Genomic DNA, 26741 nt, shown 5'->3' with positions numbered 1-26741 from the left:
CTAAACTAAAAAAGGAACCCGATTAGGTCCCTTTCATCATAGCTCTATATTTTTCGAAGCATGTTCCCTTTGCTTCTCTTCTTCTTTCACTAATTGCATATTTGCATAAGCTAAATTTGCAATCATTAAAAAGTGACCACCTAAAATACCTGTACCGAATGCCCACATTTCCATTTCATGCTCAATTTCATACATGATGATAGCTCCTAAAATAGCAGCTGCAAATCGGTTTAAAACTCCTAATCCAGGAGCCTTTTCCTTCATTACGATACTTTTCCCGAGTTTTTCCACTCTACGAGCTAATAACCAAAGACAATAGGCGCTTACTGCTAATCCAATACCGAACCCTGTCACTTGTTTTCCAAACGGAGTAATCGTCCACATAAGTAGTAAACCACTAAAGATCACATACAATTGTAATCGATATACACGTAAGGCTTCTTGAATCAAAATATCCGCTCCTAAGTTCTCATTTTTTGTACTTTAGAAGAAAAGCAGCAACTTACACAGTTGCTGCTTTCTCTTCTTCTTGTTCTTGTTCCATCTTACGAATTTCAACACGTTTAATTTGGTAAGCGTCTTTTTCTAACACTTTAAATTCATAACCTTCTGCCTCAACGTGTTGTCCTTCTTCGATTTCATGATTTTGCATCATAATCCATCCACCGATTGTATCCACATCATCTTCTTCGATGTGTAATCCAAATAAATCTTTCACTTCTGAGATAAGCACTTTTCCATCAACAATGATATGTTGCTCGTTCACATGTTGAATTGGCGGTGCTTCATCTTCATCATATTCGTCACGAATTTCGCCGACGATTTCCTCCAAGATATCTTCAAGCGTTACAATTCCGGCTGTTCCTCCGTACTCATCATATAAAACAGCCATCGGAATTCGCTTCTTCTGCATTTGAAGTAATAAATCGTGAATTGGAGTCGTTTCCATCACTTCAATAATCGGACGCATATACGAGCGAATAGATGATAAATCTTTTTGATCCTCGGTCATATATCGAATAAAGAAATCTTTTACGTTGACCATACCGATAATATCATCTTTATCTTCTCCAAAAATCGGATAACGTGTGTATCGCTCATTTTGGATTACTTTCATGTGTTCTTCTACTGAATCTTCCAGGTAGAAACCAACGATTTCTGTTCGCGGTACCATAATCTCTTTTGCAATACGATTATCAAATTCAAAAATGTTATTTACATACTTGTATTCAGCTTGATTAATTTCGCCACTTTCATAGCTATCTGAAAGGATAAGACGTAATTCTTCTTCTGTATGAGCTACTTCATGTTCTGAAGCTGGCTTTAAACCAAATAAACCAGTTATCACACGAGCTGAACCGTTCAATACCCAAATAAATGGATACATTACTTTATAGAACATCATTAATGGACCTGCCAATAATAACGTTACCCTTTCAGCCTTTTGAATTGCCATCGTTTTTGGAGCTAATTCTCCTACTACAACGTGTAAATACGTCATAATCATAAAAGCAAGACCAAATGTTAATACTGATGAAATAGAAGGATTTAAGTTCCATTTCTCAAATAACGGGTGTAATAACTTTTCAATTGTCGGTTCACCTAACCAACCTAATCCCATAGCTGTAACTGTAATACCTAATTGACAAGCAGATAAATATTCATCTAAATTTGTTGTTACCTTTTTCGCTGCTAAAGCACCGCGTTTTCCTTCTGCAACAAGCTGATCGATACGGCTTGAACGTATCTTTACAATCGCAAACTCTGCTGCTACGAAAAATCCAGTAAATGCGATTAAAATCGCAACCATGACTAAATTAAATATTTCCAATGAATCCCCTTAGTTAAAAAACTAAGGTGTCCACCTCCTGTATACTATAATGTTTTCTTATTTGTTTGTTAGAAAACATAGCCCGATACAAAAATTAAAGAGGTCGGATTTCACTTATTCTATAATAATAGAGCAAGTGTCTGTATTAAAGCTGTCGTTTGACCTGATAAAGATTTCGATATTTTTTCACGTTGTGAATCAGTCAATTCATCTAAAAGCGGTTTTAACTCAGTAAGCTCCACTTCTAATCGATGAATATGGTCTGTCACTTCATTCACTTGTTTCGAAACGTGTTCATTGATACCGAGCAGCTTCTTCTTCTCCTCGATTTTCTCTTTAATCTCACAAAGCGGCATATGCATTTCTTTGCACTTCTCAATAAATTGTAATGTCTCAAATGCTGTTTCGTCGTAATAGCGATAATTAGATTGAGATCGCTCCGCTTTTAAGATACCTAGATTCGTATAATAATCAATCGTTCGTTTCGACACGTGAGCCATGAGAGCCAACTGTCCGATTCGATACACCTTCCCAACGATCTTCCCCCCCTGTTTATATTACTTACATCATACAACACATAAACTGTACAGTCAAACGTGACGGTTTATTATTCACAATTTATACAAAATTTCAATCTCATCCTATGATTATTCAATACGAGTAATCTACACTTATGCAATAAAATCACTAAACTATTACCTAATCACTACATTGTCTGCCCTTTTTAACCTTTCTTATTTAAAAGCATATCCTACTAATAACGATTGCTTGTATAGGAGGGAATTAACATGAAAAAGACAATCATTTCTCATTTTTATAATGAAGAATACCTACTTCCATGGTGGCTTATGCATCACACGAAAATATTCGATCACGGCATTTTAATTAATAGAGGGTCTACAGATCGTTCCGTAGAGATTTGTAAACTATTAGCACCCCACTGGGAAGTACGAAATTCAAGATTTCTTGAGTTTGATCCAACTAATACTGATATTGAAGTGATGGAAATTGAAAGAGAAGTTTCAGGTTGGAAAATCGTTTTAAATACTACTGAATTCTTTTGTTGTAATAATACTGAAGAATTTTTTTCATCTCTTCATACACTAGGCCAAAACATGTATGCGATTAGAATGATTTTAATGATAGATAATCATAATTATAATTATTCAAAGCCTAGATATTCTATCCCCTTAGTAGAACAGCGATACCACGGTGTCTTCCCTTATAACCCAAATCTCGGATGTGCTTGGAGATTTATTCACAATCATCTAGACGGTGCATATTTACCTGGTAGACATCATTCACGGCACGGATATATAATTTATGACTATCCTTCATTTATTTTAAAATTCTATTTTAGCCCTTGGAATGAACAATCAAAAGCAAGAAAATTACAAATTACACCTACCCTTTCAAAAAGGGGTATTCAAATGGGGCTTCAAACACATTACGGTCAATCTCCTGAAGTACTGGACATACGTTTTTTAGAGCTTAGTAACCTAACACAAGACCTCCGTCATAACCCTGAATATCAAGAATTATTCCCAAAATTCAAACCGTAATATTTTCTGCATCGTCATCACCTCAAACATTTTCATTCGCTTAATCAAAAACAATCTCATTTGCATAAAACATGAATACTGTATAAATAATAAATTTTTATTTTAGGAGGAAAAAATGAAAGCTGTTATTCTTGCTGGTGGGTACGGTACAAGAATTGGGGAAGAAACACATTTAAAACCGAAACCTATGATTGAAATTGGAACAAAGCCCATTCTATGGCACATTATGAGTTTGTATAGTCATTACGGGATTACTGAGTTTATTATTTGCTTAGGCTATAAAGGATATGCAATTAAAGAGTTCTTTCTAAATTACAACTTACACATGTCTGATTTCACAATACAGTTAAACGATAATACAATTACTAGCCATTCTCATCGTGTAGAACCATGGAAAGTTACACTAATCGATACTGGTGTAAATACCGAAACGGGTGGCCGAGTGAAAAAGATTCAAAATTATGTCGGAGACGAACCTTTCTGCCTCACTTATGGTGATGGATTAAGTAATGTAAATATAAAAGAACTTATTACATTCCATAAAAAACATGGGAAAATGGCTACTGTTACTGCCGTACAACCTCCTGGTAGATTTGGTTCTCTCATATTAGATAAACAGTCTGTAACATCTTTTCAAGAAAAACCATTAGGTGATGGCGGATGGGTTAACGGTGGATTTTTCGTTTTAAATCCTGAAGTTTTCAATTACATTAGTGGAGATAAGTCTGTTTTTGAAACAGACACTTTAGTTCAGTTAGTAAACAAAAATGAATTGGCCGCATATCAACATTCTGGTTTTTGGCATCCGATGGATACATTGCGCGATAAAAATAAATTAGTCGAGCTATGGGAAAGTAATAACGCTCCATGGAAGGTTTGGTAATATGGCTTCATCATCTTTTTGGAATAAGAAAAAAGTATTTATTACGGGACATACTGGATTTAAAGGCTCATGGCTCACCCTTTTCTTAACTTCTTTAGGTGCAGAAGTAGTAGGCTTTTCTTCTCATCCCCCATCCATTCCTAACCTTTTTGAACAAGGTAACGTAGCAAAAGAGTGCACGACAATGAAAGGCGATATTACAGATTACCATTCTTTATTTCATTCCATGAAGCAGCATAAACCCGACATAATATTTCATTTAGCAGCTCAGCCAATCGTAACCGCTTCATACAAAAATCCTATCGATACATTCAAAACGAATGTTTTAGGTACTGTCCACGTGCTAGAAGCAGCAAAGTCCTTCGAAAGCGTACGTGCCATTATTAATGTGACAAGCGATAAATGTTATGAGAATGACGGTAGTGGCGACCGAGCGTTCGTGGAAAATGACCGACTAGGAGGTTTCGACCCTTATAGCGCTAGTAAAGCTTGTGCTGAATTAGTTACAACATCTTATCACCAATCTTTTTTTCACACGAATACTACTTCGCTTGCTTCTGTAAGAGCAGGTAACGTTATTGGTGGTGGTGATTGGGCAGAAGATCGATTATTCCCTGATATCATTCGGGCATATTTGCACAATCATACTTTGTGTATTCGAAACAAATATGCCATCCGTCCGTGGCAACATGTTTTAGATCCTCTACATGGCTATATCCTTTTAGCTGAAAAACTTTGGAATGATGCTAAATATGCAGAAGCATGGAATTTCGGACCGATTAATGAATCTAGCAGAACCGTAAATGATGTCATTCAATCCGTAATGAAATTATGGAATAAACGACTCACAATCCATTCTCCCTCTACGAAAACTCCTTATGAATCACCAATTTTAACACTCAACAGTACAAAAGCAGTAAACAAACTCGACTGGACTCCTAAGTTATCAACAGATGATTCTATCGCTTGGACTGTTGATTGGTATAAAAAATATGCATCCGGTGAAAATATAGAATCTTTCACGCGACAACAAATCGATGCATTCAAAAATTTATAAGGGGGCTATAAAATGGAACAGAAAAAATGCCGTTTTTGCCACTCATTACTAACCAACACTTTTTTAAATTTAGGCATTTCCCCTCTTGCTAATTCATTTATAGCTCCTGAAAGCTCATATAAAATGGAACCTTTTTATCCGCTGCACACATTTGTTTGTAACTCTTGTTTACTCGTACAGCTAGATGAATTTGAATCCCCACAAAATATTTTTCATAACTATTTATACTTCAGCTCTTACTCCTCAAGTTGGCTACTACACGCTAAACAATATGTAGAAATGGCGATTAAGCGTTTCAACTTAACGAAACATTCAAAAGTGATTGAAATCGCAAGTAACGATGGGTACTTATTACAATACTTTCAAAAAGAAAATATCGAGACGTTGGGAATTGAACCAGCAAAAAACGTAGCAGACATCGCTATCAAAAAAGGAATTCCTACTCATGTGAATTTTTTCAGTAATGACTTAGCAAAAAAATTACCACAAGCTGATTTAATCGTCGCAAATAACGTATTAGCACACGTTCCAAACTTGCATGATTTTGTTGCCGGTTTAAAAACGTTATTAAAACAAGATGGCACGATAACAATTGAATTCCCACACTTATTAAACCTCATATCCTTTAAACAGTTCGATACTATCTACCATGAGCACTTTTCCTACTTCTCACTTATAAGCCTTCAAAAAGTTTTAAGTTATCATCATTTACAAATTGTTGATGTAGAAGAACTTTCAACGCATGGTGGTTCCTTACGGATTTTTGTAAACCATCTAAGTGCCCAATCAACTATCCATTCCAATGTTACAAAATTAATTCAAAAAGAAGTCGACCACGGGTTAGATACTTTAGATTGCTATCTCCGTTTTTCTAAACGCATCGAACAATTGAAAATAAATATTTTAAAGTTTTTTATTGAAGCGAAAGCTTTAAACAAACAAATTATCGGTTACGGTGCTCCAGCTAAAGGAAACACCCTTTTGAATTATTGCGGGATAGGTAAAGAATTTCTAGCTTATACAGTAGATAAAAATCCTCACAAACAAAATCTCCTTTTACCAGGAACTCGTATTCCAATAAAATCTCCAGCAGAAATTAAACGTACAAAACCGGATTACATTTTCATACTTCCTTGGAATTTGAAAGACGAAATTATGAAAGAATGCTCTTTCATTCGTGAATGGGGCGGTAAATTTTTAGTGACGGTTCCAGAAGTTGAGGTGATCGAGCCATGAAGAAGGTTGTTGTAACAGGTGGTAGTGGCTGGATAGGTAAATATGTTGTACATTCACTTATACAAAAGGGATATGAAGTGCACGCCACGTATAATAAAAATAAATCCTCTCACCTCCCTTGCCATTGGCATAAAGTAAACTTGCTTCGCGATGACGTAGTAAAACAATTCATTTCCGACGTTCAGCCTAGCCATCTCATTCACCTTGCTTGGGAAGCAGTGCCACCAGCATGCTATGTATCTATTAATAATTACTATTGGCTAAAGTCTAGTATTTCATTGATTCAATACTTCACAACATACGGCGGAAAGCGTGTTGTCGTTGCAGGTACTGGCGCAGAATATGAATGGTTTAACGGCGTATTATTTGAAGATTCGCCGCTTCTTTCTTATAAAACCCCGTATTCATTATGTAAAAACACACTGCACTCCTGGTTAGAAACGTATGCACAACAAACAGGCCTCAGCATGTGTTGGAGCCGCATTTTTCATATGTATGGACCTTACGAACAAGGTAATCGGCTCGTTTCTAACATTATCACTTCCTTATTAAAAAATGAGGAAGCACTATGTACACATGGAAAACAATCGAGAGATTTCCTCCATGTGAGTGACGTCGCTGACGCTCTCGTAACAATATTAGAACATGGCGTTACAGGCACCATCAATATCGCTTCAGGTCAATCTGTACAAATTAAAGAACTAGCTTCTATCATCGCTAAAAAAATAGGAAAAGAACATTTAATTAAACTAGACGCGATTCCTTTCTCTAAGGATGAACCTTTATTTGTCGGCGTTAGTGTAGAACGTTTAAAAACTGAAGTAAACTGGAAACCAACATACGATTTAAATACAGGAATAGAAGAAACAATTTTATGGTGGAAATCATTTATACAAAAACATAACGATATGCATCACTAAAACGTAAATCCTTTGTTCCTCTCGCTAATTCCTTATACCATTCTTCTAATCTTTCCGGCGTAATAATATGGTGCGTCCCCATTCCCCCATGCTTACTAGCTTCAGAAAGAGTCGGACCAATTTGTAACTTTCTCTTTCTCATCACATCGTTCCACGGACTAAATCCAAACCATAATATACAAGCAAGGGGCGGATAAATCATAGATTCATGCGCGGATAGATGTCTTCCAACCGTATAACTTCCATGTTCATGATTATGAATAAATCTACCTCTTCTCCATGACGGCCAATCTTCTGGTAAATAACCATGAAATCGCTGTTTCATTAAAGGTATTCCAAAGTTAAGGTCCGGATAGTTGTAGTTAGGATCATCAACCATAATAAGCCCGTCCAGCCAATACATCCTCCCTCCCAATTCATTTAGTGATTTCCAAAACTGATTTTTATCTTGCATGCAAAGAAACTCAGTCGTATTTAAAACCATTTTCCATCCTTGTACTTCTTGTTCTATCCTCATCACTTCATGATCTGTCGCATATGCATCAAACTTTGGATTTACAGAATCTCGCACTTCCCAATGCGGTGCGAATTTTTTACAAATCTCAACGGAACGATCTGTTGAACCTTTATTAATTAAAATACCATGATCAAACAGTTTCGTGTGATGCATAAGCCACCATGGTAGTAAATACTCTTCGTTATAAAAATGAGAAATAACGGTTCTAGTTATTACAATCTCCTCCTCTTTCTCTATTAATCTACTTTTTACTCTACAACCAATATACTCACAAACAAAAAATATGTGTCCTAATTATTAAACAAATAGTATTACTAATATTTTTGTAAGTTTTCCTTTGGTGTCCAGCCCTTCTCATCATCTGTTTCTTCTCACCAAACCCATCCTTTCCAGTTATACTTCTCTTCGTGATAAAACATCCAGTTTTCCCAGTCTTCTGGACCAACGTAACTCTCTATCATTTTCACTACACCCCTCTCTTCTAAGCGAATTGGATTAGGATAATTGCTAACATGTGATTTTATAACGATATATTTCATAAGAACCTCCAATAAACTGAAAATTAAGTTATAATATCATTATAAAATTATGAAGGAGGAATGCACTCATGTACTACAACACTTCATTCGAAAACGATCAACCTGTAGGCCGTCTATAAACTAAGACGGGCATTCATTTAGCACATACACTATGCCTCGTCTTAGGGAGCTCATATTACCCTAAAAATAGACGGAGGTATTTCAAATGAAACAAACAATTTTAGGAGCTATATACTTATCACTAGCAGCAAGTATATGGGGCGGTATGTATGTTGTTAGCAAATACGTACTCGATTTTATCCCACCACTAACACTCGTTTGGCTACGCTTTATTATCGCTTTTGTTGTTTTATATGGCATTTTGAAACTAGCTGAGAAAAAGCAAAAGAAAAAAGTAACCATTCGCAAAAAAGATTGGCTCCTATTCGCTTGGATTGGATTTATCGGCTATTTCATTTCGATCACATGCCAATTTATCGGAACAAAATTATCCGACGCTCATACAGGCTCGTTAGTTACATCAGCTACACCTGCATTTATGGTTATATTTGCAGCGCTCATTTTGAAAGAAAAACTAACTGCTCGTAGACTTTTATCTACTATAATAGCGACAATCGGTGTCATTATCGTAATCGGATGGGATATTGAAATTGGCTCCTATTTTATCGGAACAATCATTTTAGTTGGAGCCGCTATTACGTGGGCTTTACTATCTATTTATGTAAAAATCGCTTCAATCCAATTTTCATCCTTAGTTATTACAACGTACGCAATTTTCTTTTCACTCTTTTTTATTACACCTTTTATGATATGGGAGCTACAAGCGGCCTCTATCGGAACAGTAAATACGTACGTAATATTAGGCGTATTATACTTAGGAATCGTCTCAACAGCAGGTGCCTTTTTCCTTTGGAATAAAGGATTAGAATTACTGGATGCAAGCATAGGTTCCTTATTTTTCTTCTTCCAACCTATCGTTGGATCGTTACTTGGTTGGTTGCTCTTAAATGAAACATTAAATAGTAACTTTTTTATTGGTGGTATTCTTATTATATGTAGCGTTTTAATTACTACTTTTGAAAAGAAATAAAAAGCAGGCAGAGATTCTTAGTCTCTGCCTGTTCGCATTATTGGATCTTGGTCGTGAAAACCAATACAAATCGGTATATTATTTTGCACTTCACTACGTACACTTATAAAACTACACAGCGTTTTAGCAATTAAATATAAAGTGATACCGATTGCTTTTTCACTTGTGTCAAAGCCATTTTCATTATACATATCCGCTAATTCTACAGACTCCGGTCCCTCAACATCATATGTCCATTCAGAAGCCCAATCATCATCCTCTTCTTCAAGTGGAGCATACTCCTCACAAATATAAAACTGACTAGTCCACTCGTTATCAAGGTCATACTCAAAATAAATCGCTTTTGCTTCTTCATTAGTAGCCATTTCTACAGCTGCATCCAAACCTACTCGAATACTTACCTTATATGACTCTACATCAATTACTTTAATTCGTTCTGCATATTCTGTAGACGCCAACATGCAACAAATATCATAATACTTCGCTTCTATTTGCTCTACTGCTAACGAAAAGACATCCTCTTGCATCTCTTCTAAATACTGAAATATATCCACACTAAATACTCCTCACTCTTTACGCACTCCAATGCGATGGACGAGACAATAATTTCGGTAATTTCGTATGTTTGTCCCCTCTAGCAGCATTAACTTGAACTTGCGTCAGAAAAATACTATTAGTAAAATCAGCCCCGCGAATATCTGCATCTCGCAAATCTGCTCCAATGAGATCTGCTCCTCTTAAATCTGCACCATTTAAGTTAGCCGCAATTAAGTAAGCTCCTCTTAAATTTGCACCTTGTAAATTTTTCTTTTTCAGATTCGCTCCCATAAGGTCTGCTCCGCGGTGAATGATTCGTTTCTTACGCGCAGTATTCATTTCCTTCCATACTAATTCGCTCGTTTCTAAAAGAAGAATGTTCACCTCTGCCCTATGCATTGGAACATTTATTTTCATTAACTCATCTGGATTTAAATTCGAAAGTCGCTCTGTCTCCTCAATTGCGGTCTCCAGCTCTTTATGAATTGGCTGTGTTGCCTTTAAAAGAATCGCTTCATTCAAATACCAAAGTATTTCATGAAGTTGATGCATAACCGGAAAAGCATCGTACATTTTTCTTGCATGCTTTGCATCTTTCCTCCAATCAATCCCTTTAAACGTACCCTGAGAAATCTTCTGCCCAGCACCGAAACATTCAAATACTGTACAACCTTTATAACCTTTTCCTCTAAGATTTTTATGTATACTACATTTAAAATCTGATTGTAAGTTGGAACATGGTTTACCACCATCTTTATTCACTGCAAAATCTACCGATGCTGCAAACGGTAATGCAACGCAACATAGACCGAAGCATGTTTCGCAGTTTGCTTTTAAATGATCGTTATGATTAGTCAAAATCTATACCCCCTGTTGTCTTTTGACTATTTCATAATATTCCAACTGTAATAAATAATCAATTTTAAAATAAACTAGCATCTTTCATTTCAATTCATAACTTTATCATTCGATTTCCTTTCAATTGAAAAGGACTATTTCTATTCAATGAATTATAATTAAATTATAAATTTTCAAACTAAAAGGAGACTTATTATGGCACTAGAAATGAAAACAAACTGTCAAATTTGCGATCAATCGCTCGAACAAGATTCTGAAGCATACATTTGTGTATATGAATGTACATTTTGCGCACCATGTACAGAAGAAAGACATAACGTTTGTCCAAACTGCGGCGGCGAATTAGTACGTAGACCGAAAAAGAAATAATAAAAAGCAAAGCGATATCGCTTTGCTTTTTATTATTTTCTAAGTTTATGAAATTATATCGAACACAACTTAAACATTTACAAACTTCACACAAACAGGCTCTGGCACAGCAACATCAGATTGTAAAAGTGTTAACTTACCTGTAGATTCATCTCTTGAAAATAACACAAGATTATGTGACTTTTCATTTGTAGCAACAAGGAACTTTTCAGTAGGATCTAATACAAAGTCTCTTGGCCAATTTCCTTCTGTAGATGTGTGTTCAACAAATGTAAGCTGACCTGAATTTTGATCTACGCTATAAACAGCGATACTATTATGACCACGATTACCTGCATATACAAAACGGCCGTCAGAAGAAATATGAATCGCACTTCCTTGATTATTTTCATCAAACTCTTCTGGAACAGTAGAAATATACTGTAATTCTGTAAAGGATCCTTCTGCAGGATTATATGTTAACACAATAACCTCTGAACTAAGCTCCGTCATCACATACGCATACTTTCCATTCGGATGAAAAGTAATATGTCTTGGACCACTTCCTGGATTTACAGATAAACGATTCACTTCTGTTAATGTACTATCTTTTACTTCATACGTAATTATTTTATCTATCCCTAAATCAACGCCCACTACATATTTTTCATCAGGAGTGTACCCCGCGTAATGTGCATGTGGTTTTTCTTGTCTTTCTTTATTCGGACCTGAACCTTCATGTGCCATAATAGATGAAGCAGGATTTACAGTTCCATTTTCTTCATTTATTTCAAAAGACTCAATCGTTCCTTTATGGTAATTCGCTGTAACTACTGTATGATTTCCACTATCAACACTAATATGACAAGGAGAAGCACCTTCTACTACTTGTCTATTTTTCGCTTTTAGTTCTCCAGTATGACTATCAATGGAATACGCAGCTACACCGCCAGATTCGCCTTCCTTAACAACAGAATAGAGATATTCATTCTTTCGGTTAATCGTTACATATGTAGGGTTATCAAGCTTAGCGGCAAGTGTTACATTACTAATTTTTTTTGCTTCTGTGTCTAAAGTAAACTTATATATTCCTTCGCTATTTTCTTTCGTGTAAGTTCCAACATATCCAATAAACTCTTTGTTATCCTTCATTTTCATAACCCTCTCTCCCTATATTTTTCGTTCATCATGCTTCTTAAAATATTTTATGTTGAAAGAGTATCCTAAAAAATCGGAGTACCTCTTTATACGTTACCATATTTTCTTGGTAAATAGCTTTTAAACCCACTTTTTTTGATACGCTGCTATACTTTCATATTCTTCTTCCAATTGACGGGACAGACGGATATAGATTGGCGTTAAATCTTTATATTTTTCCACACTTTCCATGTTTGGCTCATGATGGAAATCTGCACCTACCATTTCAGAAACTACAGATAATGTATCTATTTCACCTAAACTATATAAACCGAGGATGGCAGCTCCTAAGCAAGAGCTTTCGAAACTTTCCGGAACATATACGTCTTGATGGAAGATGTCCGCCATCATCTGTCTCCAAAGTTCCGACCTTGCAAAGCCGCCTGTCGCTTGAATTTTTTTCGGTTCGCCAATTAACTCTTTTAAAGCGAGAAGAACGGTATACAAGTTATAAATTACTCCTTCTAAAACAGCACGGATAAGATGTTCTTTCTTATGATGCAATCCGAGTCCAAAGAAAGATCCTCGTGCATTTGCATTCCATAAAGGAGCTCTTTCCCCTGCTAAATACGGGTGAAACAATAAACCGTCAGATCCAGGATTCACTTTTGCTGCTATTTCAGTAAGTACTTCATATGGATCTTTCCCTAAACGCTTTGCAAGCTCAATCTCTGAAGTACCCAATTGGTCACGAGCCCATCTGAAAATCATACCGCCATTATTAACTGGTCCACCGATTACCCAATGGTCTTCAGTTAACGCATAACAAAAAATTCTACCTTTTGGATCTGTTACAGGACGATTTGTTACAGCACGTATCGCACCGCTTGTACCAATTGTAACAGCCACAACGCCAGGATCTATTGCATTTACACCTAAATTAGATAGTACTCCATCACTCGCTCCTACTACAAAAGGCGTAGAAACAAGTACATTCATCTCTTTGGCAAGCTCTTCATCTAATCCTGTTAAACTGTGCGTTGTTGGAACAAGTTTAGAAAGCTTTTCATCTGTAATTCCCGTAACATGTAAAGCCTCTTCATCCCATTTTAAAGATTTCAAATTAAACATCCCTGTTGCTGACGCTATAGAATAATCAATTACATACTCTTTATATAACTTGTAAAAAACATATTCTTTAATAGAAATGAATTTATAACTTTTTGCGAATAACTCTGCCTGCTCATTCTGTAGCCAAACTAATTTCGAAAGTGGTGACATCGGATGAATTGGTGTCCCAGTACGAAGGTAAATTTCATGACCATTCATATCATTCTTTATTTTCTCCGCCCAGCTTGCACTTCTATTATCTGCCCAAGTGATACATCTCGTTAACGGCTCTCCCTTTTCATCTACGGCAATGATACTATGCATTGCCGAACTAAAAGAGACACAAAGAATATCACTTGGCTGTACACTACTTGATCGTACAGTTTCTTTAATCGTATTTATTACTGCACGAAAAATTTCTTCTGGGTCTTGTTCCGCTGTTTCAGGCGTAGGAGAATATAAAGGATATTCAATTCCATGACTAGCAATAACAGATCCATCAGTAGAAAATAGAACTGATTTTGTACTAGTTGTTCCAATGTCTACACCAATCATATATTTTGAGCTCACCATTTCTTCCTCCTAACAAAAAATTGTTACAGTATCCCACCATAAAAATACATTCCTTTTATCTATTGATAACGTTGTATGCCACAATTATCTAAATAGAAACATCTTTATCTTAAACAAACATATCGAGTAGTAAAACTCCTCCAAAAGCGATAAATGAAAGTAACGTTTCTAATACCGTCCATGTTTTAAATGTTTCTTTCACTGTTAACCCTAGGTATTCTTTTACCATCCAAAAACCAGCATCGTTTACGTGTGAAAACATTAATGCTCCTGCACCTGTTGCAATAACGAGTAACTCTAAGTTCACACCTGTTGTATTTTCAACGATTGGCGAAACGATACCCGCTGCTGTTGTTAAAGCGACTGTCGCTGACCCTGTCGCAATTCGAATTAATCCTGCTACTATAAATGCTAATACAATTGGGGATAGAGCTAAATGCTCAGACATTTGAGCAATAGCATTCCCTACGCCACTATCGATAAGAATTTGCTTAAATCCCCCGCCAGCACCAATAATCGCAACAATTGAACCGATTGGTAATAAGCTATCTTCTGTTACCTTCTTAATAGCCTTTTTATCGATACCTTGGCGAAATCCAAGAAAATAAAACGCTGCAAAACATGCAATCAATAGTGCAATGATAGGACTACCGATTAATGTGACAGTCTTCATCAAAGTAGTAGAAAGAGGCACATAAGGAGCTGCTGCAGCTAAAACCATTAACATAACAGGTAACAAAATAACTAAAAATGAAACTCCTATTCCTGGTAATTTCGTTGATTTTGTATTTACACGAATCAATTCTGGCTCATTTTCAGGAATTACACGTTTGTGAATCCATTTCGCAAATATAGGACCTGCAATAATCGCTGCAAAAAATGTAATAATGAGTGAATACAATAGTACCTTCCCAAGATTCGCTTTATAAATACCAATTGCTACAATTGCCCCTGGATGCGGAGGAACAAGGCCGTGTACGACAGATAGCCCAGCAATTGCTGGTAATGCTATCAATAAAATATTTTGTTTCGTTGTTTTATGAATTGAAATTACTAACGGCAGTAATATTAAAATACCTACTTCAAAAAACACCGGAATTCCAATAATAAAACCTGCAATTAACATAGCCCATGGTAAGTTTTTTATCCCAAAGGATTTAATAAAGAACTCTGCCACTTGCATTCCAGCACCTGACTCTGCCATCATTTTCCCTAAAATTGTACCTAATACTAAAATACCTACTAAATGCCCGAGAACACTTCCGACTCCCGTTTCATAAGCACTCACTATTTTATCCATTGGCATTCCAGACATAATTGCTAAAAACAAACTTGCAACCGTTAAACTAATAAACGCATGCCATCTCCACCACGATACCCCTAAAATAACAATTACAATTGATAATAATGTAATAATTAAAAGATACATATTCATACTCAATCCCCCTTTATGTAAACCCTTTCATAATTACTATATAATTAAAAGAACCTATATAGTTCTTACTTGAGTAAAAGATACCTTTACATATTGCTATACGTTTAAAAGCATCTTCACATCATAATGATTTATATAAAAAGAATCTCCCTTATTAGAGATACACTATAACTCATCTCTCTAATAAGGGGATTTCTCTTTCATAATTATAATGTTATTGTGATAAACGCTTCGCGCGATCAATTTTTCCTTTTTTAAAAGTGAATGACACTTTCATCTCTGCTTTTTTCACGTAGTAAGACTACAAACTCGGGATCCAGTTTAAACGATGAAGTTACTTAGGATTTGTCCTCTCATGAAAAGCAATTTTCGGAAAGCACCTTCACTTTCATGTATTATAATTTAGGAGCTTTCGCCCAATCCGCAGCAAATTTCTCAATACCTTGGTCTGTTAATGGGTGCATAGCAAGTTGCTCGATTACTTTATAAGGGATTGTTGCAATGTGAGCACCTGCCATCGCTACACGAGTTACATGATCTGGATGTCTGACAGAAGCCGCAATAATTTGTGTATCTAATTGATGAACATCGAATAATTCAGCAATTTTAGCAACTAATAGTACACCATCTTCAGAAATATCATCTAAGCGTCCTAAAAATGGAGAAACATACGTTGCACCTGCTCGAGCAGCTAAAAGTGCTTGGTTCACAGTGAAAATAAGTGTAACGTTCGTTTTCACACCTTTTTCAGTAAGATAGCGACAAGCTTCTAATCCTGCTAGCGTCATTGGAAGTTTTATCGTGACTTTTTTATCGCCACCGTTAATTTTAATTAATTCTTCTGCTTGAGCAATCATTTCTTCAGCTGTAACAGCATCTGGCGTTACTTCTGCCGAAACAGACTCAACTTTAGGTACTGCCTGACAAATTTCTGCGATACGGTCTTCAAACTTAACGCCCTCTTTTGCTACTAAAGAAGGATTAGTTGTAACACCAGCTAAAACTCCAAGTTTATATGCTTTTTTTATGTCCTCAAGATTTGCAGTATCAATAAAAAATTTCATGATCAATTCCCTCCAGTTTTTAAACGTTGATGATTTACATGTTTAATATGCTTATCCCGTAAAAGCCCGATTGGTATGGAATAAAGCCCCTACTTATTAAAGTTTCACTTTATTTCTTTTCTACTGCATGTCCGCCAAATTCATTGCGCAGAGCTGCTACAACTTTTCCTGTAAATGTATCATTGTCTAATGAGCGGTAGCGCATTAATAGAGACATTGCGATAACAGGAGTTGCTGTTTGAAGGTCTAATGCTGTTTCTACTGTCCATTTTCCTTCACCAGAAGAATGCATAACACCCTTAATTTCATCCAGTTTTGCATCTTTAGAAAATGCATTTTCTGTTAATTCCATTAACCAAGAACGAATGACTGAACCGTTGTTCCATACTCTTGATACTTTTTCATAATCGTAGTCAAATTCACTTTTCTCTAGAATCTCAAATCCTTCACCAATAGCAGCCATCATACCGTATTCAATTCCGTTGTGAACCATTTTTAAGAAGTGACCACTACCAGCTTTTCCTGCATATAAGAATCCATTTTCTACAGCAGTATCGCGGAAGATAGGTTCAACGATGTCCCAAGCTTCTTGATCTCCTCCGATCATGTAACAAGCACCATTACGAGCGCCTTCCATTCCGCCAGAAGTCCCTGCATCCATAAAGTGAATGCCATCTTTCTTTAATTGCTCATATCGGCGGATAGACTCTTTATAATGTGAATTACCAGCTTCAATTAAAATATCTCCTTTTGATAAAAGTGGTGTAACCTCATCAATAACAGAATCAACAACAGCGTGTGGTACCATTACCCAAAGAATTCTTGGTGATTGTAATGACTGAACAAGTTCATTTAAGCTAGATACACCTGTAGCCCCGTATTCTTTCATTTCTTCTACTGCACTTGAATTTAAATCAAATGCTGCTACTTCATGTTTATGATCCATTAAATTTTTCCCTAAGTTTAATCCCATTTTACCTAAACCAATTAATCCTACTTGCATAATATAATTCCTCCTCAGATCATCTTTTATTAAAAATTCATATCACTACAATCTGGAATACCTTTCAGCACTAATAAGTTGGTATGTACAGAAAGGTATTCACAGTCATAGCTTAAGAATTCAATACATTTTTTGTAATTTGAACAACATTTTCTGTCGTAAATCCAAATAGATTCATGACTTCAGCTCCAGTTCCTGAAGCTCCAAATGTTTCAATCGATAATATTTTTCCTTCTTGTCCTACATAACGTTCCCAACCGAGAGATACACCCATCTCAAGAGATACTCGCTTCGTTACAGAAGACGCAAGAACTGATTCTTTATATTCTTTCGATTGGCGATCGAATAGCTCCCAGCTTGGCATTGCAACAATACGAACAGAAACATTGTCTTCTTCTAGTTTCGCTTTTGCACTAGCAGCTAAGGATACTTCAGAACCTGTCGCAATTAAAATTACATCCGGATTTTCATTTGTTTGTGTTAATACGTAAGCTCCTTTAGAGAGATTCTCTATGTTCGCTTTCGTTTCATTAAACACCGGTAAATTTTGACGGCTCAGTACTAAAACGACTGGACCATCCGTTTGCTGTAAAGCATACGCCCAAGCACTCGCTGTTTCATTTGCATCTGATGGGCGGATAACTGTTAAACCAGGAATTGCCCGAAGAGCTGCCAATTGTTCAATTGGTTCATGCGTTGGACCATCTTCTCCTACAGCGATCGAATCATGTGTAAATACGTAAGTAACAGGTAACTTTTGCAATGCAGCAAGTCGAATGGATGGACGAAGATAATCATTAAATACAAAGAATGTACTTACGAACGGTTTTACTCCTCCATGAAGAGCCAGTCCATTCGCTGCCGCGCCCATTGCATGTTCACGTACACCAAAGTATATATTTCGGCCAGCATACGATTCTATCGCATACACTGCTTCACCTTTTATATCTGTCATCGTAGAATGCGAAAGATCTGCACTTCCACCGAAAATAGAAGGAATCGATTTCACATAATGATTAATAGCTTCCCCACTTGCAACACGAGTGGAAATCGTTTTTTCAATATCAAAGGATAGAATGTCTTTCGCTTCAATTAAAACATCACCTGTAATCGCTTTTTCTAATTCATCTGCTAGTGCAGGGTTCGACTCTCTGTATAAGTTGAACTGCTCATTCCATTCGTTCTCTTTTTCAGTACCTCTTTGTTTCAGTTCATTAAAATGAGCTTTTACTTCTTCAGGTACAAAGAAATCTTCCTCATAATCCCAACCATACACTTGTTTTGTCGCTGTTGCCTCTTCTACTCCAAGCGGATTACCATGTGCTTTGTTCGTTCCAGCAACTTTTGGACTTCCATAACCTATAATAGTTCTAATTTCTATAAGAGTAGGTTGATCCGTATTTTCTTTCGCTGATTGAATAGCTTTTGTAATAGCATCGACATCGTTTCCATCTTCAACTCTTACATATTGCCAATGTACAGATTCTGCCCTTTTCTGAATATCTTCAGAGAAAGCAATGCCTAATTCACCATCAAGTGAAATTTCATTTGAATCATACAGTACAATTAACTTGCCAAGTTTCATATGTCCTGCCATTGACATCGCTTCATAAGCGACACCCTCCATTAAGTCACCATCTCCGACTAAAGCGTACGTATTGTGATCTATAATAGAGTGACCATCCTTATTGAACTTCGCTGCTAAATGCGCTTCTGCCATTGCCATTCCGACAGCATTGGCAATCCCTTGTCCTAACGGGCCTGTCGTCGCTTCGACTCCAGAAGTATGACCAAACTCAGGATGTCCTGGTGTTTTACTATTTAACTTTCTGAAGTTTTTCAAGTCATCAATTGAAACATCATATCCAGCTAAATGAAGCAGGCTATATAACAGACTAGATCCATGTCCCGCCGATAAAACGAAACGATCACGGTTAAACCATTCTGGGTGATTAGGATTGTAATTTAAATGATTCGTCCATAATGCATAAGCCATTGGTGCTGCTCCCATCGGAAGACCTGGATGACCTGAGTTTGCCGCATTAATAGCATCAATTGATAACGTACGAAGTGTATTCACTGCTAATTGATTTATGTTTTGTGTCATAGTAATCGTCCCCCTAAATGCTTTCATGAAAGAAAGTACTTATTTTTCCGTCTCTTGATCTAACCACCATTTAAATCCACTTTCTTGCAACAGTTCATTAGACGCTTCTGGACCATATGAACCAGACTCATATTCATGAAGCGGTAATAAGTTTTCCTCGAACGCTTCAAGAATTGGTTGTACCCATTCCCATGACAATTCAACTTCTCTCCAATGTGCAAAGAATGTAGCGTCTCCACTCACAGCATCATGAATGAGTCTTTCATACGCTTCAGGTACTCCCACATCCGCTTGCTCACAAGTAAAGTTAATACGCATCGGTTCAATTTCTCCATTTTTCAATGGATTTTTACTATTTAACTGTAATGAAACGTTCTCACCTGGGCTAATTTCAATTATTAATAAGTTAGGTTCTGCATTTGGATTATTATCTTGATATTGCTGTTTTAACGTATTTTTAAATTCGATTACAATACGAGTAGACTTTTCTTTCATTCGTTTTCCTGTTCGTATATAAAATGGAACGCCAGTCCAAAACGGATTATCGATCCACAAGCGAGCAGCAACAAATGTGTCTATGTTAGAAGAAGGATTTACTCCTGGTTCCTCTTTATATGCTACAACTTGCCCGCCTTTTATCTCTCCTGAAGCGTATTGACCGCGAACGATATGGTTTTGAACGTCTTCTTTTTTCACTTTACGAAGCGTCTCCATTACTTTTCGTTTTTCCTCTCGAATTTCACACGCATTAACCTTTTCCGGCAGATTCATAGCAGTCATCATTAATATTTGTAACATATGATTTTGAACCATATCTCGAATGGCTCCTGCGTGATCATAATATCCAGCTCTTTCTTCAACCCCAACCGTTTCACTAGCTGTAATTTGTACATTCGCTATATGTTCTTTATTCCAAATCGACTGGAGAACAGGATTTGCAAATTCTAGCGCTTCAAGGTTTTGAATCATCGGTTTACCTAAATAATGATCGATACGGTATATCTCGTCTTCTTCAAACGTGCGACTAAGCTTATCATTCAGCTCACGAGCAGATGTAAGGTCGTGCCCAAACGGTTTCTCAATCATTAGGCGTTTCCATCCATCTGTTTTATCAAGTCCGCTTTCCTTAATATTTAAAGCAATGGTCTCGAAAAATTCAGGAGCAACTGAAAGATAGAACATTCTATTACCTTTTATATGTAGTTCTTCTTCCCTTTCACGAACGACTTGTAATAATCTCTCATAGTCTTCCGGCTTACTCACATCTAATGGACAATAGCGAAAATTATCTAAAAAACCTTCGAGTTCCGGAGTACCTTCTTCCCTCTGACGAGAAAACGTCTCTATTGATTCTTTTATTCTTTCTTGAAAATCTTCATGAGATACTTGACGTCTTCCAAGCCCGATAACAGATATCTGCTTTGGAAGCTTTTGATCTCTATATAAGTTATATAGCGCGGGGTAAATTTTGCGTTTCGCTAAGTCCCCTGTCGCTCCAAATAAAACAAAGGTCATTGATTCCAAGTTCAGTCCCCCTCTTGTTGTATAATCCTCGTCAATATACTAAAAATGAATTGTACAGAAGCTCATACTCTTATACTTCCTGTTTTTATAAAAAACAAAGAGTTATCTAATTCCAATTCTTTTTATACCTTTCGCTCTCTCATTGTCCCCAATATTAATAGTGGCAATTCAAAGCATTTCTACTGCAACTTACTTATTTATAGAACTTAACAAAATATTTTATATCTAATTACTTTTAGTAATTAAGTAATCCTATGTCTAGTATATTAACCACATAAATTATTATCGTCAATAAAAATGTCTTGAATTAAATACTATTTATTTTGTAATACTTTTCTAAGTGTATTCCTAGTTACCATTCATTTTCAAAGATAATGATTGATATAATAAATATCAGTTTCATCAAAATCTTCAATTAATTTTCGGTTAAACTCGCGAGCAGACGTTACATTATAATCAAAAGGCTTCTCTATAATAAGACGGTTTAATCCTTTTGTAGTCCACAATCCACTCTCTTTAATATTTAAAGCAATCACATCAAATACTTCTGGTACAACAGATAGATAAAACATACGGTTTTCAGAAATATTTAATTCTGTTTCACGCTTTTTTACAAGGCTCAGTAAATCTTGATAGCCCACTATATTCGCTGTATCTAATTGACAATAACGAAATGTGCTAATAAATTCTTCTACTCCTGATTCGTCATCAGAAGATATTCTAGAAAATGTAGCAAGGGATTGTTCCACCTTTGTTTGAAATTCCACATCTGACATTGCCCTTCTGCCAATACAGATAATCGAAATAGATTGTGGTATATTTTGATTACTAAATAGTTTATATAAAGCAGGGTAAATTTTGCGTTTCGCTAAATCCCCTGTCGCTCCGAATAAAAGAAATGTCATTGAATCCATTTGTTCTCTCCCTTTTAAAACAATTGCTAGAATAGAATATATAAGCTCATTCGCTACTTAGCAAAATATTGTCTCTAAAACCTCATACTTTACTAATGTTTCTTCAATACAATTTTGCCAAGAGCACGTTCTGACTCACTTATGTGGTGTGCTTTTTTTACGCCTTCTACATGTAAAGGCAACACATGTGTTACAACAGGTTTAATCTTCCCGCCCTCAATTAATTCTGTAATAAGAGAAAGTTCATATCCGTTAGGTTCAGTAAATATATGGTCACTCTGAATATTTTTCTCTCTTGCTATTTCAGTTTGCGGAATTTCCATACCTTTCGGACCATAGATAGACGCTAACTTTCCATTTGGTGCAAGTACTTTATAACTATCCTTTAGTACATCCTCGCCTAACACATCAAATACAATATTGTAATTATGCAAAAGCAAAGAAAAATCTTCTGTTTTGTAATCAATGACAGTATCAGCGCCTAAATCCTTTACAAACTGTATGTTTTTCGTACTAGTCGTAGTTGCAACATGTGCACCGAAGCTTTTTGCTAGCTGAATAGCAAACGTACCAATCCCGCCAGATCCAGCATGAATTAAAACCTTATTACCCTTTTGAACATTAGCGAATTTCACTAAACTTTGCCAACTTGTCAAACCTACTAGAGGGATTGATGCCGCTTCCTCAAAAGATAGATTTCTCGGTTTTTTCGCTACATACTTCTCATCTACTGCCACGTACTCTGCATACGTACCATTTCGTTCAATATCTGGACGACTATATACTTCATCCCCCACTTTACATACTGTTACGTTTTTTCCTATAGCAGCAACTACACCTGCAACATCCCATCCTAAAACGAGCGGGAAGTCATAAGAAATTACGTCTTGAAGTAAACCCTCACGTATTTTCCAATCCACAGGATTTACACCAGCTGCATATACTTCAATCAGTACATCGTTGTCTCCCAATAGCGGTGTCTGCATTTCAATCTCTTGTAGTACACTTTTATCTCCATATTGCATAAGTCCTATTGCTTTCATTCTTTTCACTCCTTTACAAGGCTGGGAAATGCGGTAGTACTTCTTCTCCTAGCTCATCCAATACTTCGTCAGCTGGACGTTGACCATCAAATAGAGCAAGGAATAAATGATTCACACCAATACTTTTATATATATCAAGTAATTCAATTAGTGCCTTACGCCCTGTACGGTAACCTAAACGGATCGGTGTAGGACGTTCATTTGGATCTTCAGATAAATCTAAATGCATCGGTTGTATAAATGGTTTGAATACATCTGGATGATAATCCTCTACTAGTTCTCTCCATTGTCCAATTGCTCCCGCTTGATGTACTGGACTACGTGGATAATACATCCATCCATCTCCATGTTCAGCGAACCAGTCCATATTTTGCTGACTAAAACCTGTAATAAAGGTTGGAATATGCTTAGACGGTTTTGGAACTAAATTCGCACCATGAACTTCTCCTAGTGTCGACTGGATAGACGGGAAGTTTTTATACAAAATTTCTTCCAAGTAAGCAAACGCTTCTCTAAACTTTTCACCTCGTGTTTCATGACTAACACCTAACGCCTTGAAATCAGCACGTCTGTCACCGGATGAAACGCCAAGCATAATTCTTTCTGGAAATAGTTGATCCAATGTAGCAATTTCTTTCGCCACACGCAATGGATGACGAAGTGACAATACAGTTGCCGACGTTCCAAATGCGATTTTCTCTGTTTTGCTTGCTAAATATGTCAAATAAATCATCATATCGTAAATTTGACCTGTTGCAGGATCACCAAAGTCAGGGTCTTGCAGCAATACATCGCGAAGCCATACACCTGTAAAACCGTATTGTTCCGCTTTTTGTACTAACTCTACTTGTTTTTCCATCGTTGGAGCATGAAACTGATAATTTTCAATCGGAATGTGAACTCCTAATGTAAGTTGATCTTTCGCAAACATACGATTATATCCAAAATGATTCGCAAACTTTTCCATGTGTTTCACTCACTTTCCTTCATTCATATAAATCTATACTTTTCTTTACTCTTAATATTTCTTTTGAAATTTCATAGACAATGCTGTAACACCACATTGTTGCCGATTGTAATTGTAATAACTTTCTTTGTGCTACGAGTGTTATTATAAATCGGCCATAACATGAATAACAGTACGTACTTTAAAGTGATGTAGGCACTTTTAAGTACCTATACTAAGTGAGTAATAATAAATCATGCTGCAAAAATAACATCTACCCTTTCTTCAAAAAGCTTTACAGTAGTTTTTAGAAGTACGTTACATTATTTCATTTCATGCACTTTCCTCTTCTTTATATAAAATTCTCACTAACCAAATTCAAAATATTATACTTATTTTTCGCACTTTGCTATGCTATAACCACAAACAGGAGGTATAAACTATGAAAGCACAAATTATCCATTCTTTTGGGGATTCATCTGTATTTCAATTAGAAGAAGTTTCAAAACCAAAACTTTTACCAGGTCATGTTCTAATCGATGTAAAAGCAACAAGTGTAAATCCAATCGATACAAAAATGCGTAGTGGCGCTGTTTCAGCAGTCGCTCCTGAGTTTCCAGCTATATTACACGGCGATGTAGCTGGTATTGTTATTGAAGTAGGAGAAGGTGTTTCGAAATTCAAATCAGGGGATGAAGTATACGGATGTGCCGGAGGTTTTAAAGAAACTGGAGGTGCACTTGCAGAATTTATGCTTGCTGATGCGCTATTAATTGCTCACAAACCTAAAAATTTAACAATGGAAGAAGCAGCTGCTCTACCATTAGTTGCAATTACAGCTTGGGAATCTTTATTTGATCGTGCAAATATTAAACCTGGTCAAAATGTTCTCATTCATGGAGCTACTGGTGGCGTAGGACACGTAGCCATTCAACTAGCTAAATGGGCAGGCGCTAAAGTTTTTACAACCGCTTCTCAGCAAAGCAAAATAGACATAGCCCATCGTCTAGGAGCCGACATAGCTATTAATTATAAAGAAGAATCTGTTCAAGAATATGTACAAAAACATACGAACGGAAACGGATTTGAAGTTATATTTGATACAGTAGGCGGCAAGAATCTTGATCATTCTTTTGAAGCTGCTGCGGTCAATGGAACCGTCGTAACAATCGCTGCTCGTTCAACCCATGACCTCTCTCCTTTACACGCAAAAGGACTCTCTCTGCACGTTACTTTTATGGCGTTAAAAATATTACATACAGATAAACGTGACGCTTGCGGGGAAATTTTAACTAAACTAACGCAAATAGTAGAAGAAGGACACCTTCGACCATTGCTAGATTCTAAACCTTTTACGTTTGATGAAGTTGCACAAGCACATGAATATTTGGAGTCAAATAAAGCAATTGGGAAAATAGTGTTGAAAAACGTTTGGTAACTTTCACCAAATAATACAAATAACAGCGGGATTGCTTCGCCTTATCTTTGTCTTAAGAGGCGTGCCACAACCTTAAAAGCTTTCCATCCTTTACAACAAGTAAAAAATAACAGCCGAATTTTTCTTATAGTAGAAAATTCGGCTGTTTGCATGTCGCAATTTACTTTTTGTATATTTCCATTAATAGATAAAATACAACTCATTTGCCTTACCATCTTTACCTTCAACAGAATATTATGTTGTTTTTAATTTTTTAAAACACACTACGTACTAATCCCCCGTCTATTCGCAACGCGGAACCATTAATTGCTGAAGAAAGTGGGCTGCTTAAGAAAGTGACAAGATTGGCAATTTCTTCTGGTCGAATAAGTCTTTGAATAATAGAGGTTGGTCGATTCTCTTTCATAAATCGCTTCTCAGCTTCTTCTATTGTCAATTGCTCATTAGGATAAAGACTATTTAACATAGTCTCCACTCCTTCCGTTAAAGTCGAACCAGGCATTATAGTATTAACAGTCACATTCGTTCCTGTCGTCAGCTCAGCTAAACTGCGAGAAAGTGAGAGTTGCATCGTTTTAGTCGCACTATAGTGAGCCATTTCTTGAGATGGCATAATAGCTGCTTCGCTAGCAATAAAGATGACTCTTCCTTCTTTTCTTTCAATCATTTGTTTTAAATACGAGCGAGTAAGTCGAACACCACTCATAATATTGACTTCAAACAATTTAAACCAATCTTCATCAGGAATATCAAAATATTCTACAGGTTCAAAAATTCCTAAGTTATTAATAAGAATGTCTACTTCAGGGTACTTTTCAATCACATTTTGGCACCCTTTTTCTGTTCCTAAATCAGCTACTACGGGTTGAAGGATAGCATCCGGATACTGCGCTTGAATTTCGTTTATCGTTTGATTAACATTTTCTTCACGGCGTCCATTAATAAGTACAGTAGCTCCTTCCGCTACTAATGAAGTGGCAATTGCTTTTCCAATCCCTGCCGTAGATCCAGTAACCAGTGCTGTTTTTCCTTTTAATTGCATATGCATATAGATTCCTCCAAATTCATG

General features: G+C 36.4%; 26 protein-coding genes. 8 read left to right on the top strand and 18 right to left on the bottom strand.

Features of this window, described 5'->3' with window-relative positions; translation table 11 throughout:
• Positions 1 to 36: 36 nt before the first annotated feature.
• From MRP26_RS18340 to MRP26_RS18330, 3 genes are all read right to left on the bottom strand, one after another.
• Positions 37 to 450 carry an ATP synthase subunit I gene (locus tag MRP26_RS18340; RefSeq protein ID WP_000613876.1) on the bottom strand — a complete coding sequence of 138 codons (414 nt, stop codon included), beginning with the start codon at positions 448 to 450 and terminating at the stop codon, positions 37 to 39.
• Positions 451 to 502: 52 nt separating this feature from the next.
• Entirely contained in the window at positions 503 to 1831 is a 1329-nt protein-coding gene (locus tag MRP26_RS18335; RefSeq protein WP_000402258.1) for a hemolysin family protein, read from the bottom strand.
• 119 nt (positions 1832 to 1950) lie between these two features.
• Complete coding sequence (locus MRP26_RS18330) at positions 1951 to 2358, bottom strand: MerR family transcriptional regulator (protein WP_000285639.1); 408 nt, start codon at positions 2356 to 2358, stop codon at positions 1951 to 1953.
• 261 nt (positions 2359 to 2619) lie between these two features.
• On the opposite strand from MRP26_RS18330, the gene MRP26_RS18325 reads away from it, so the two are divergent.
• The 5 genes from MRP26_RS18325 (at position 2620) to MRP26_RS18305 (ending at position 7489) form a co-directional block, all read left to right on the top strand.
• Positions 2620 to 3393, top strand: a complete 774-nt coding sequence (locus MRP26_RS18325; protein WP_000750972.1) for a glycosyltransferase family 2 protein — start codon at positions 2620 to 2622, stop codon at positions 3391 to 3393.
• 115 nt (positions 3394 to 3508) lie between these two features.
• Entirely contained in the window at positions 3509 to 4276 is a 768-nt protein-coding gene (gene rfbF / locus MRP26_RS18320) for a glucose-1-phosphate cytidylyltransferase (RefSeq protein WP_000648807.1), read from the top strand.
• Between the two features lies 1 nt (position 4277).
• Positions 4278 to 5333: a CDP-glucose 4,6-dehydratase gene (rfbG, locus tag MRP26_RS18315; RefSeq protein WP_242806527.1), complete on the top strand. Its 1056-nt coding sequence runs from the start codon at positions 4278 to 4280 to the stop codon at positions 5331 to 5333.
• Positions 5334 to 5345: 12 nt separating this feature from the next.
• Positions 5346 to 6569 carry a class I SAM-dependent methyltransferase gene (locus MRP26_RS18310; RefSeq protein WP_197241908.1) on the top strand — a complete coding sequence of 408 codons (1224 nt, stop codon included), beginning with the start codon at positions 5346 to 5348 and terminating at the stop codon, positions 6567 to 6569.
• Positions 6566 to 7489 carry an NAD-dependent epimerase/dehydratase family protein gene (locus tag MRP26_RS18305; protein ID WP_000758373.1) on the top strand — a complete coding sequence of 308 codons (924 nt, stop codon included), beginning with the start codon at positions 6566 to 6568 and terminating at the stop codon, positions 7487 to 7489. Before MRP26_RS18310 ends, MRP26_RS18305 begins: the two co-directional genes overlap by 4 nt.
• On the opposite strand, the gene MRP26_RS18300 is transcribed toward MRP26_RS18305, so the two are convergent.
• Together MRP26_RS18300 and MRP26_RS18295 are read right to left on the bottom strand one after the other, a co-directional pair.
• A complete protein-coding gene (locus tag MRP26_RS18300; protein ID WP_078400293.1) occupies positions 7458 to 8270 on the bottom strand; it encodes a glycosyltransferase family 2 protein in 813 nt (270 codons plus the stop codon). The two genes, MRP26_RS18305 and MRP26_RS18300, sit on opposite strands and share 32 nt — an antisense overlap.
• 107 nt (positions 8271 to 8377) lie before the next feature.
• Positions 8378 to 8545, bottom strand: coding sequence for an SH3 domain-containing protein (locus tag MRP26_RS18295; protein ID WP_000875292.1), 168 nt, complete (start codon positions 8543 to 8545; stop codon positions 8378 to 8380).
• 205 nt (positions 8546 to 8750) lie between these two features.
• Between MRP26_RS18295 and MRP26_RS18290 the strand changes: the two genes are divergently transcribed.
• Positions 8751 to 9635: a DMT family transporter gene (locus MRP26_RS18290; RefSeq protein WP_000814762.1), complete on the top strand. Its 885-nt coding sequence runs from the start codon at positions 8751 to 8753 to the stop codon at positions 9633 to 9635.
• 17 nt (positions 9636 to 9652) lie between these two features.
• Here MRP26_RS18290 and MRP26_RS18285 read toward each other — a convergent pair whose 3' ends face one another.
• The gene (locus tag MRP26_RS18285; protein WP_000350943.1) at positions 9653 to 10189 is read right to left on the bottom strand and encodes a hypothetical protein; all 537 of its coding nucleotides are present in this window, start codon (positions 10187 to 10189) and stop codon (positions 9653 to 9655) included.
• 19 nt (positions 10190 to 10208) lie between these two features.
• Complete coding sequence (locus tag MRP26_RS18280) at positions 10209 to 11030, bottom strand: pentapeptide repeat-containing protein (protein WP_197241909.1); 822 nt, start codon at positions 11028 to 11030, stop codon at positions 10209 to 10211.
• A 195-nt stretch (positions 11031 to 11225) separates the two neighbouring features.
• Between MRP26_RS18280 and MRP26_RS18275 the strand changes: the two genes are divergently transcribed.
• On the top strand, positions 11226 to 11399 hold the full coding sequence (locus tag MRP26_RS18275) for a DUF1272 domain-containing protein (RefSeq protein WP_001162788.1): 174 nt from the start codon (positions 11226 to 11228) through the stop codon (positions 11397 to 11399).
• A gap of 69 nt (positions 11400 to 11468) precedes the next feature.
• Here the strand turns inward: MRP26_RS18275 and MRP26_RS18270 are convergent, their stop codons facing one another.
• The 10 genes from MRP26_RS18270 to MRP26_RS18225 all read right to left on the bottom strand — a co-directional run bounded on the left by MRP26_RS18270 (position 11469) and on the right by MRP26_RS18225 (position 24255).
• Positions 11469 to 12536: a lactonase family protein gene (locus MRP26_RS18270; protein WP_000782228.1), complete on the bottom strand. Its 1068-nt coding sequence runs from the start codon at positions 12534 to 12536 to the stop codon at positions 11469 to 11471.
• A gap of 120 nt (positions 12537 to 12656) precedes the next feature.
• Entirely contained in the window at positions 12657 to 14198 is a 1542-nt protein-coding gene (gntK, locus tag MRP26_RS18265; RefSeq protein ID WP_242806525.1) for a gluconokinase, read from the bottom strand.
• A 109-nt stretch (positions 14199 to 14307) separates the two neighbouring features.
• Positions 14308 to 15633: a gluconate permease GntP gene (gene gntP, locus MRP26_RS18260; RefSeq protein ID WP_001057601.1), complete on the bottom strand. Its 1326-nt coding sequence runs from the start codon at positions 15631 to 15633 to the stop codon at positions 14308 to 14310.
• A gap of 395 nt (positions 15634 to 16028) precedes the next feature.
• Positions 16029 to 16697 carry a fructose-6-phosphate aldolase gene (fsa, locus tag MRP26_RS18255; protein ID WP_197241910.1) on the bottom strand — a complete coding sequence of 223 codons (669 nt, stop codon included), beginning with the start codon at positions 16695 to 16697 and terminating at the stop codon, positions 16029 to 16031.
• Positions 16698 to 16806: 109 nt separating this feature from the next.
• A complete protein-coding gene (gene gnd / locus MRP26_RS18250) occupies positions 16807 to 17700 on the bottom strand; it encodes a phosphogluconate dehydrogenase (NAD(+)-dependent, decarboxylating) (RefSeq protein WP_001195916.1) in 894 nt (297 codons plus the stop codon).
• Positions 17701 to 17812: 112 nt separating this feature from the next.
• Positions 17813 to 19807: a transketolase gene (gene tkt / locus MRP26_RS18245; RefSeq protein WP_197241912.1), complete on the bottom strand. Its 1995-nt coding sequence runs from the start codon at positions 19805 to 19807 to the stop codon at positions 17813 to 17815.
• A gap of 39 nt (positions 19808 to 19846) precedes the next feature.
• Entirely contained in the window at positions 19847 to 21331 is a 1485-nt protein-coding gene (gene zwf, locus MRP26_RS18240) for a glucose-6-phosphate dehydrogenase (protein WP_071731202.1), read from the bottom strand.
• A 365-nt stretch (positions 21332 to 21696) separates the two neighbouring features.
• Positions 21697 to 22245, bottom strand: a complete 549-nt coding sequence (locus tag MRP26_RS18235; protein ID WP_197241913.1) for a glucose-6-phosphate dehydrogenase — start codon at positions 22243 to 22245, stop codon at positions 21697 to 21699.
• Positions 22246 to 22337: 92 nt separating this feature from the next.
• Complete coding sequence (locus MRP26_RS18230) at positions 22338 to 23288, bottom strand: NADP-dependent oxidoreductase (RefSeq protein ID WP_197241914.1); 951 nt, start codon at positions 23286 to 23288, stop codon at positions 22338 to 22340.
• A 13-nt stretch (positions 23289 to 23301) separates the two neighbouring features.
• On the bottom strand, positions 23302 to 24255 hold the full coding sequence (locus MRP26_RS18225; protein ID WP_000410326.1) for an LLM class oxidoreductase: 954 nt from the start codon (positions 24253 to 24255) through the stop codon (positions 23302 to 23304).
• A gap of 421 nt (positions 24256 to 24676) precedes the next feature.
• On the opposite strand from MRP26_RS18225, the gene MRP26_RS18220 reads away from it, so the two are divergent.
• Positions 24677 to 25672, top strand: a complete 996-nt coding sequence (locus MRP26_RS18220) for a zinc-dependent alcohol dehydrogenase family protein (protein WP_242806523.1) — start codon at positions 24677 to 24679, stop codon at positions 25670 to 25672.
• A gap of 253 nt (positions 25673 to 25925) precedes the next feature.
• On the opposite strand, the gene MRP26_RS18215 is transcribed toward MRP26_RS18220, so the two are convergent.
• Positions 25926 to 26720: an SDR family NAD(P)-dependent oxidoreductase gene (locus MRP26_RS18215; RefSeq protein ID WP_000551091.1), complete on the bottom strand. Its 795-nt coding sequence runs from the start codon at positions 26718 to 26720 to the stop codon at positions 25926 to 25928.
• Positions 26721 to 26741: the final 21 nt, after the last annotated feature.

The sequence above is a fragment of the Bacillus sp. CCB-MMP212 genome (assembly GCF_022748145.1).
GTDB lineage: Bacteria > Bacillota > Bacilli > Bacillales > Bacillaceae_G > Bacillus_A > Bacillus_A cereus.
This window is presented reverse-complemented; position numbering and strand designations above follow the sequence as displayed.

What these genes read in the sequence shown, in the direction of transcription:
- MRP26_RS18325 (WP_000750972.1), top strand. Translation starts at nt 2,620, where the DNA reads ATGAAAAAGACAATCATTTCTCATTTTTATAATGAAGAATACCTACTT.
- rfbF (WP_000648807.1), top strand. Translation starts at nt 3,509, where the DNA reads ATGAAAGCTGTTATTCTTGCTGGTGGGTACGGTACAAGAATTGGGGAA.
- rfbG (WP_242806527.1), top strand. Translation starts at nt 4,278, where the DNA reads ATGGCTTCATCATCTTTTTGGAATAAGAAAAAAGTATTTATTACGGGA.
- MRP26_RS18310 (WP_197241908.1), top strand. Translation starts at nt 5,346, where the DNA reads ATGGAACAGAAAAAATGCCGTTTTTGCCACTCATTACTAACCAACACT.
- MRP26_RS18305 (WP_000758373.1), top strand. Translation starts at nt 6,566, where the DNA reads ATGAAGAAGGTTGTTGTAACAGGTGGTAGTGGCTGGATAGGTAAATAT.
- MRP26_RS18295 (WP_000875292.1), bottom strand. Translation starts at nt 8,545, where the DNA reads ATGAAATATATCGTTATAAAATCACATGTTAGCAATTATCCTAATCCA.
- MRP26_RS18290 (WP_000814762.1), top strand. Translation starts at nt 8,751, where the DNA reads ATGAAACAAACAATTTTAGGAGCTATATACTTATCACTAGCAGCAAGT.
- MRP26_RS18275 (WP_001162788.1), top strand. Translation starts at nt 11,226, where the DNA reads ATGGCACTAGAAATGAAAACAAACTGTCAAATTTGCGATCAATCGCTC.
- MRP26_RS18270 (WP_000782228.1), bottom strand. Translation starts at nt 12,536, where the DNA reads ATGAAAATGAAGGATAACAAAGAGTTTATTGGATATGTTGGAACTTAC.
- gntK (WP_242806525.1), bottom strand. Translation starts at nt 14,198, where the DNA reads ATGGTGAGCTCAAAATATATGATTGGTGTAGACATTGGAACAACTAGT.
- gntP (WP_001057601.1), bottom strand. Translation starts at nt 15,633, where the DNA reads ATGAATATGTATCTTTTAATTATTACATTATTATCAATTGTAATTGTT.
- fsa (WP_197241910.1), bottom strand. Translation starts at nt 16,697, where the DNA reads ATGAAATTTTTTATTGATACTGCAAATCTTGAGGACATAAAAAAAGCA.
- gnd (WP_001195916.1), bottom strand. Translation starts at nt 17,700, where the DNA reads ATGCAAGTAGGATTAATTGGTTTAGGTAAAATGGGATTAAACTTAGGG.
- tkt (WP_197241912.1), bottom strand. Translation starts at nt 19,807, where the DNA reads ATGACACAAAACATAAATCAATTAGCAGTGAATACACTTCGTACGTTA.
- MRP26_RS18235 (WP_197241913.1), bottom strand. Translation starts at nt 22,245, where the DNA reads ATGGATTCAATGACATTTCTTTTATTCGGAGCGACAGGGGATTTAGCG.
- MRP26_RS18230 (WP_197241914.1), bottom strand. Translation starts at nt 23,288, where the DNA reads ATGAAAGCAATAGGACTTATGCAATATGGAGATAAAAGTGTACTACAA.
- MRP26_RS18225 (WP_000410326.1), bottom strand. Translation starts at nt 24,255, where the DNA reads ATGGAAAAGTTTGCGAATCATTTTGGATATAATCGTATGTTTGCGAAA.
- MRP26_RS18220 (WP_242806523.1), top strand. Translation starts at nt 24,677, where the DNA reads ATGAAAGCACAAATTATCCATTCTTTTGGGGATTCATCTGTATTTCAA.
- MRP26_RS18215 (WP_000551091.1), bottom strand. Translation starts at nt 26,720, where the DNA reads ATGCATATGCAATTAAAAGGAAAAACAGCACTGGTTACTGGATCTACG.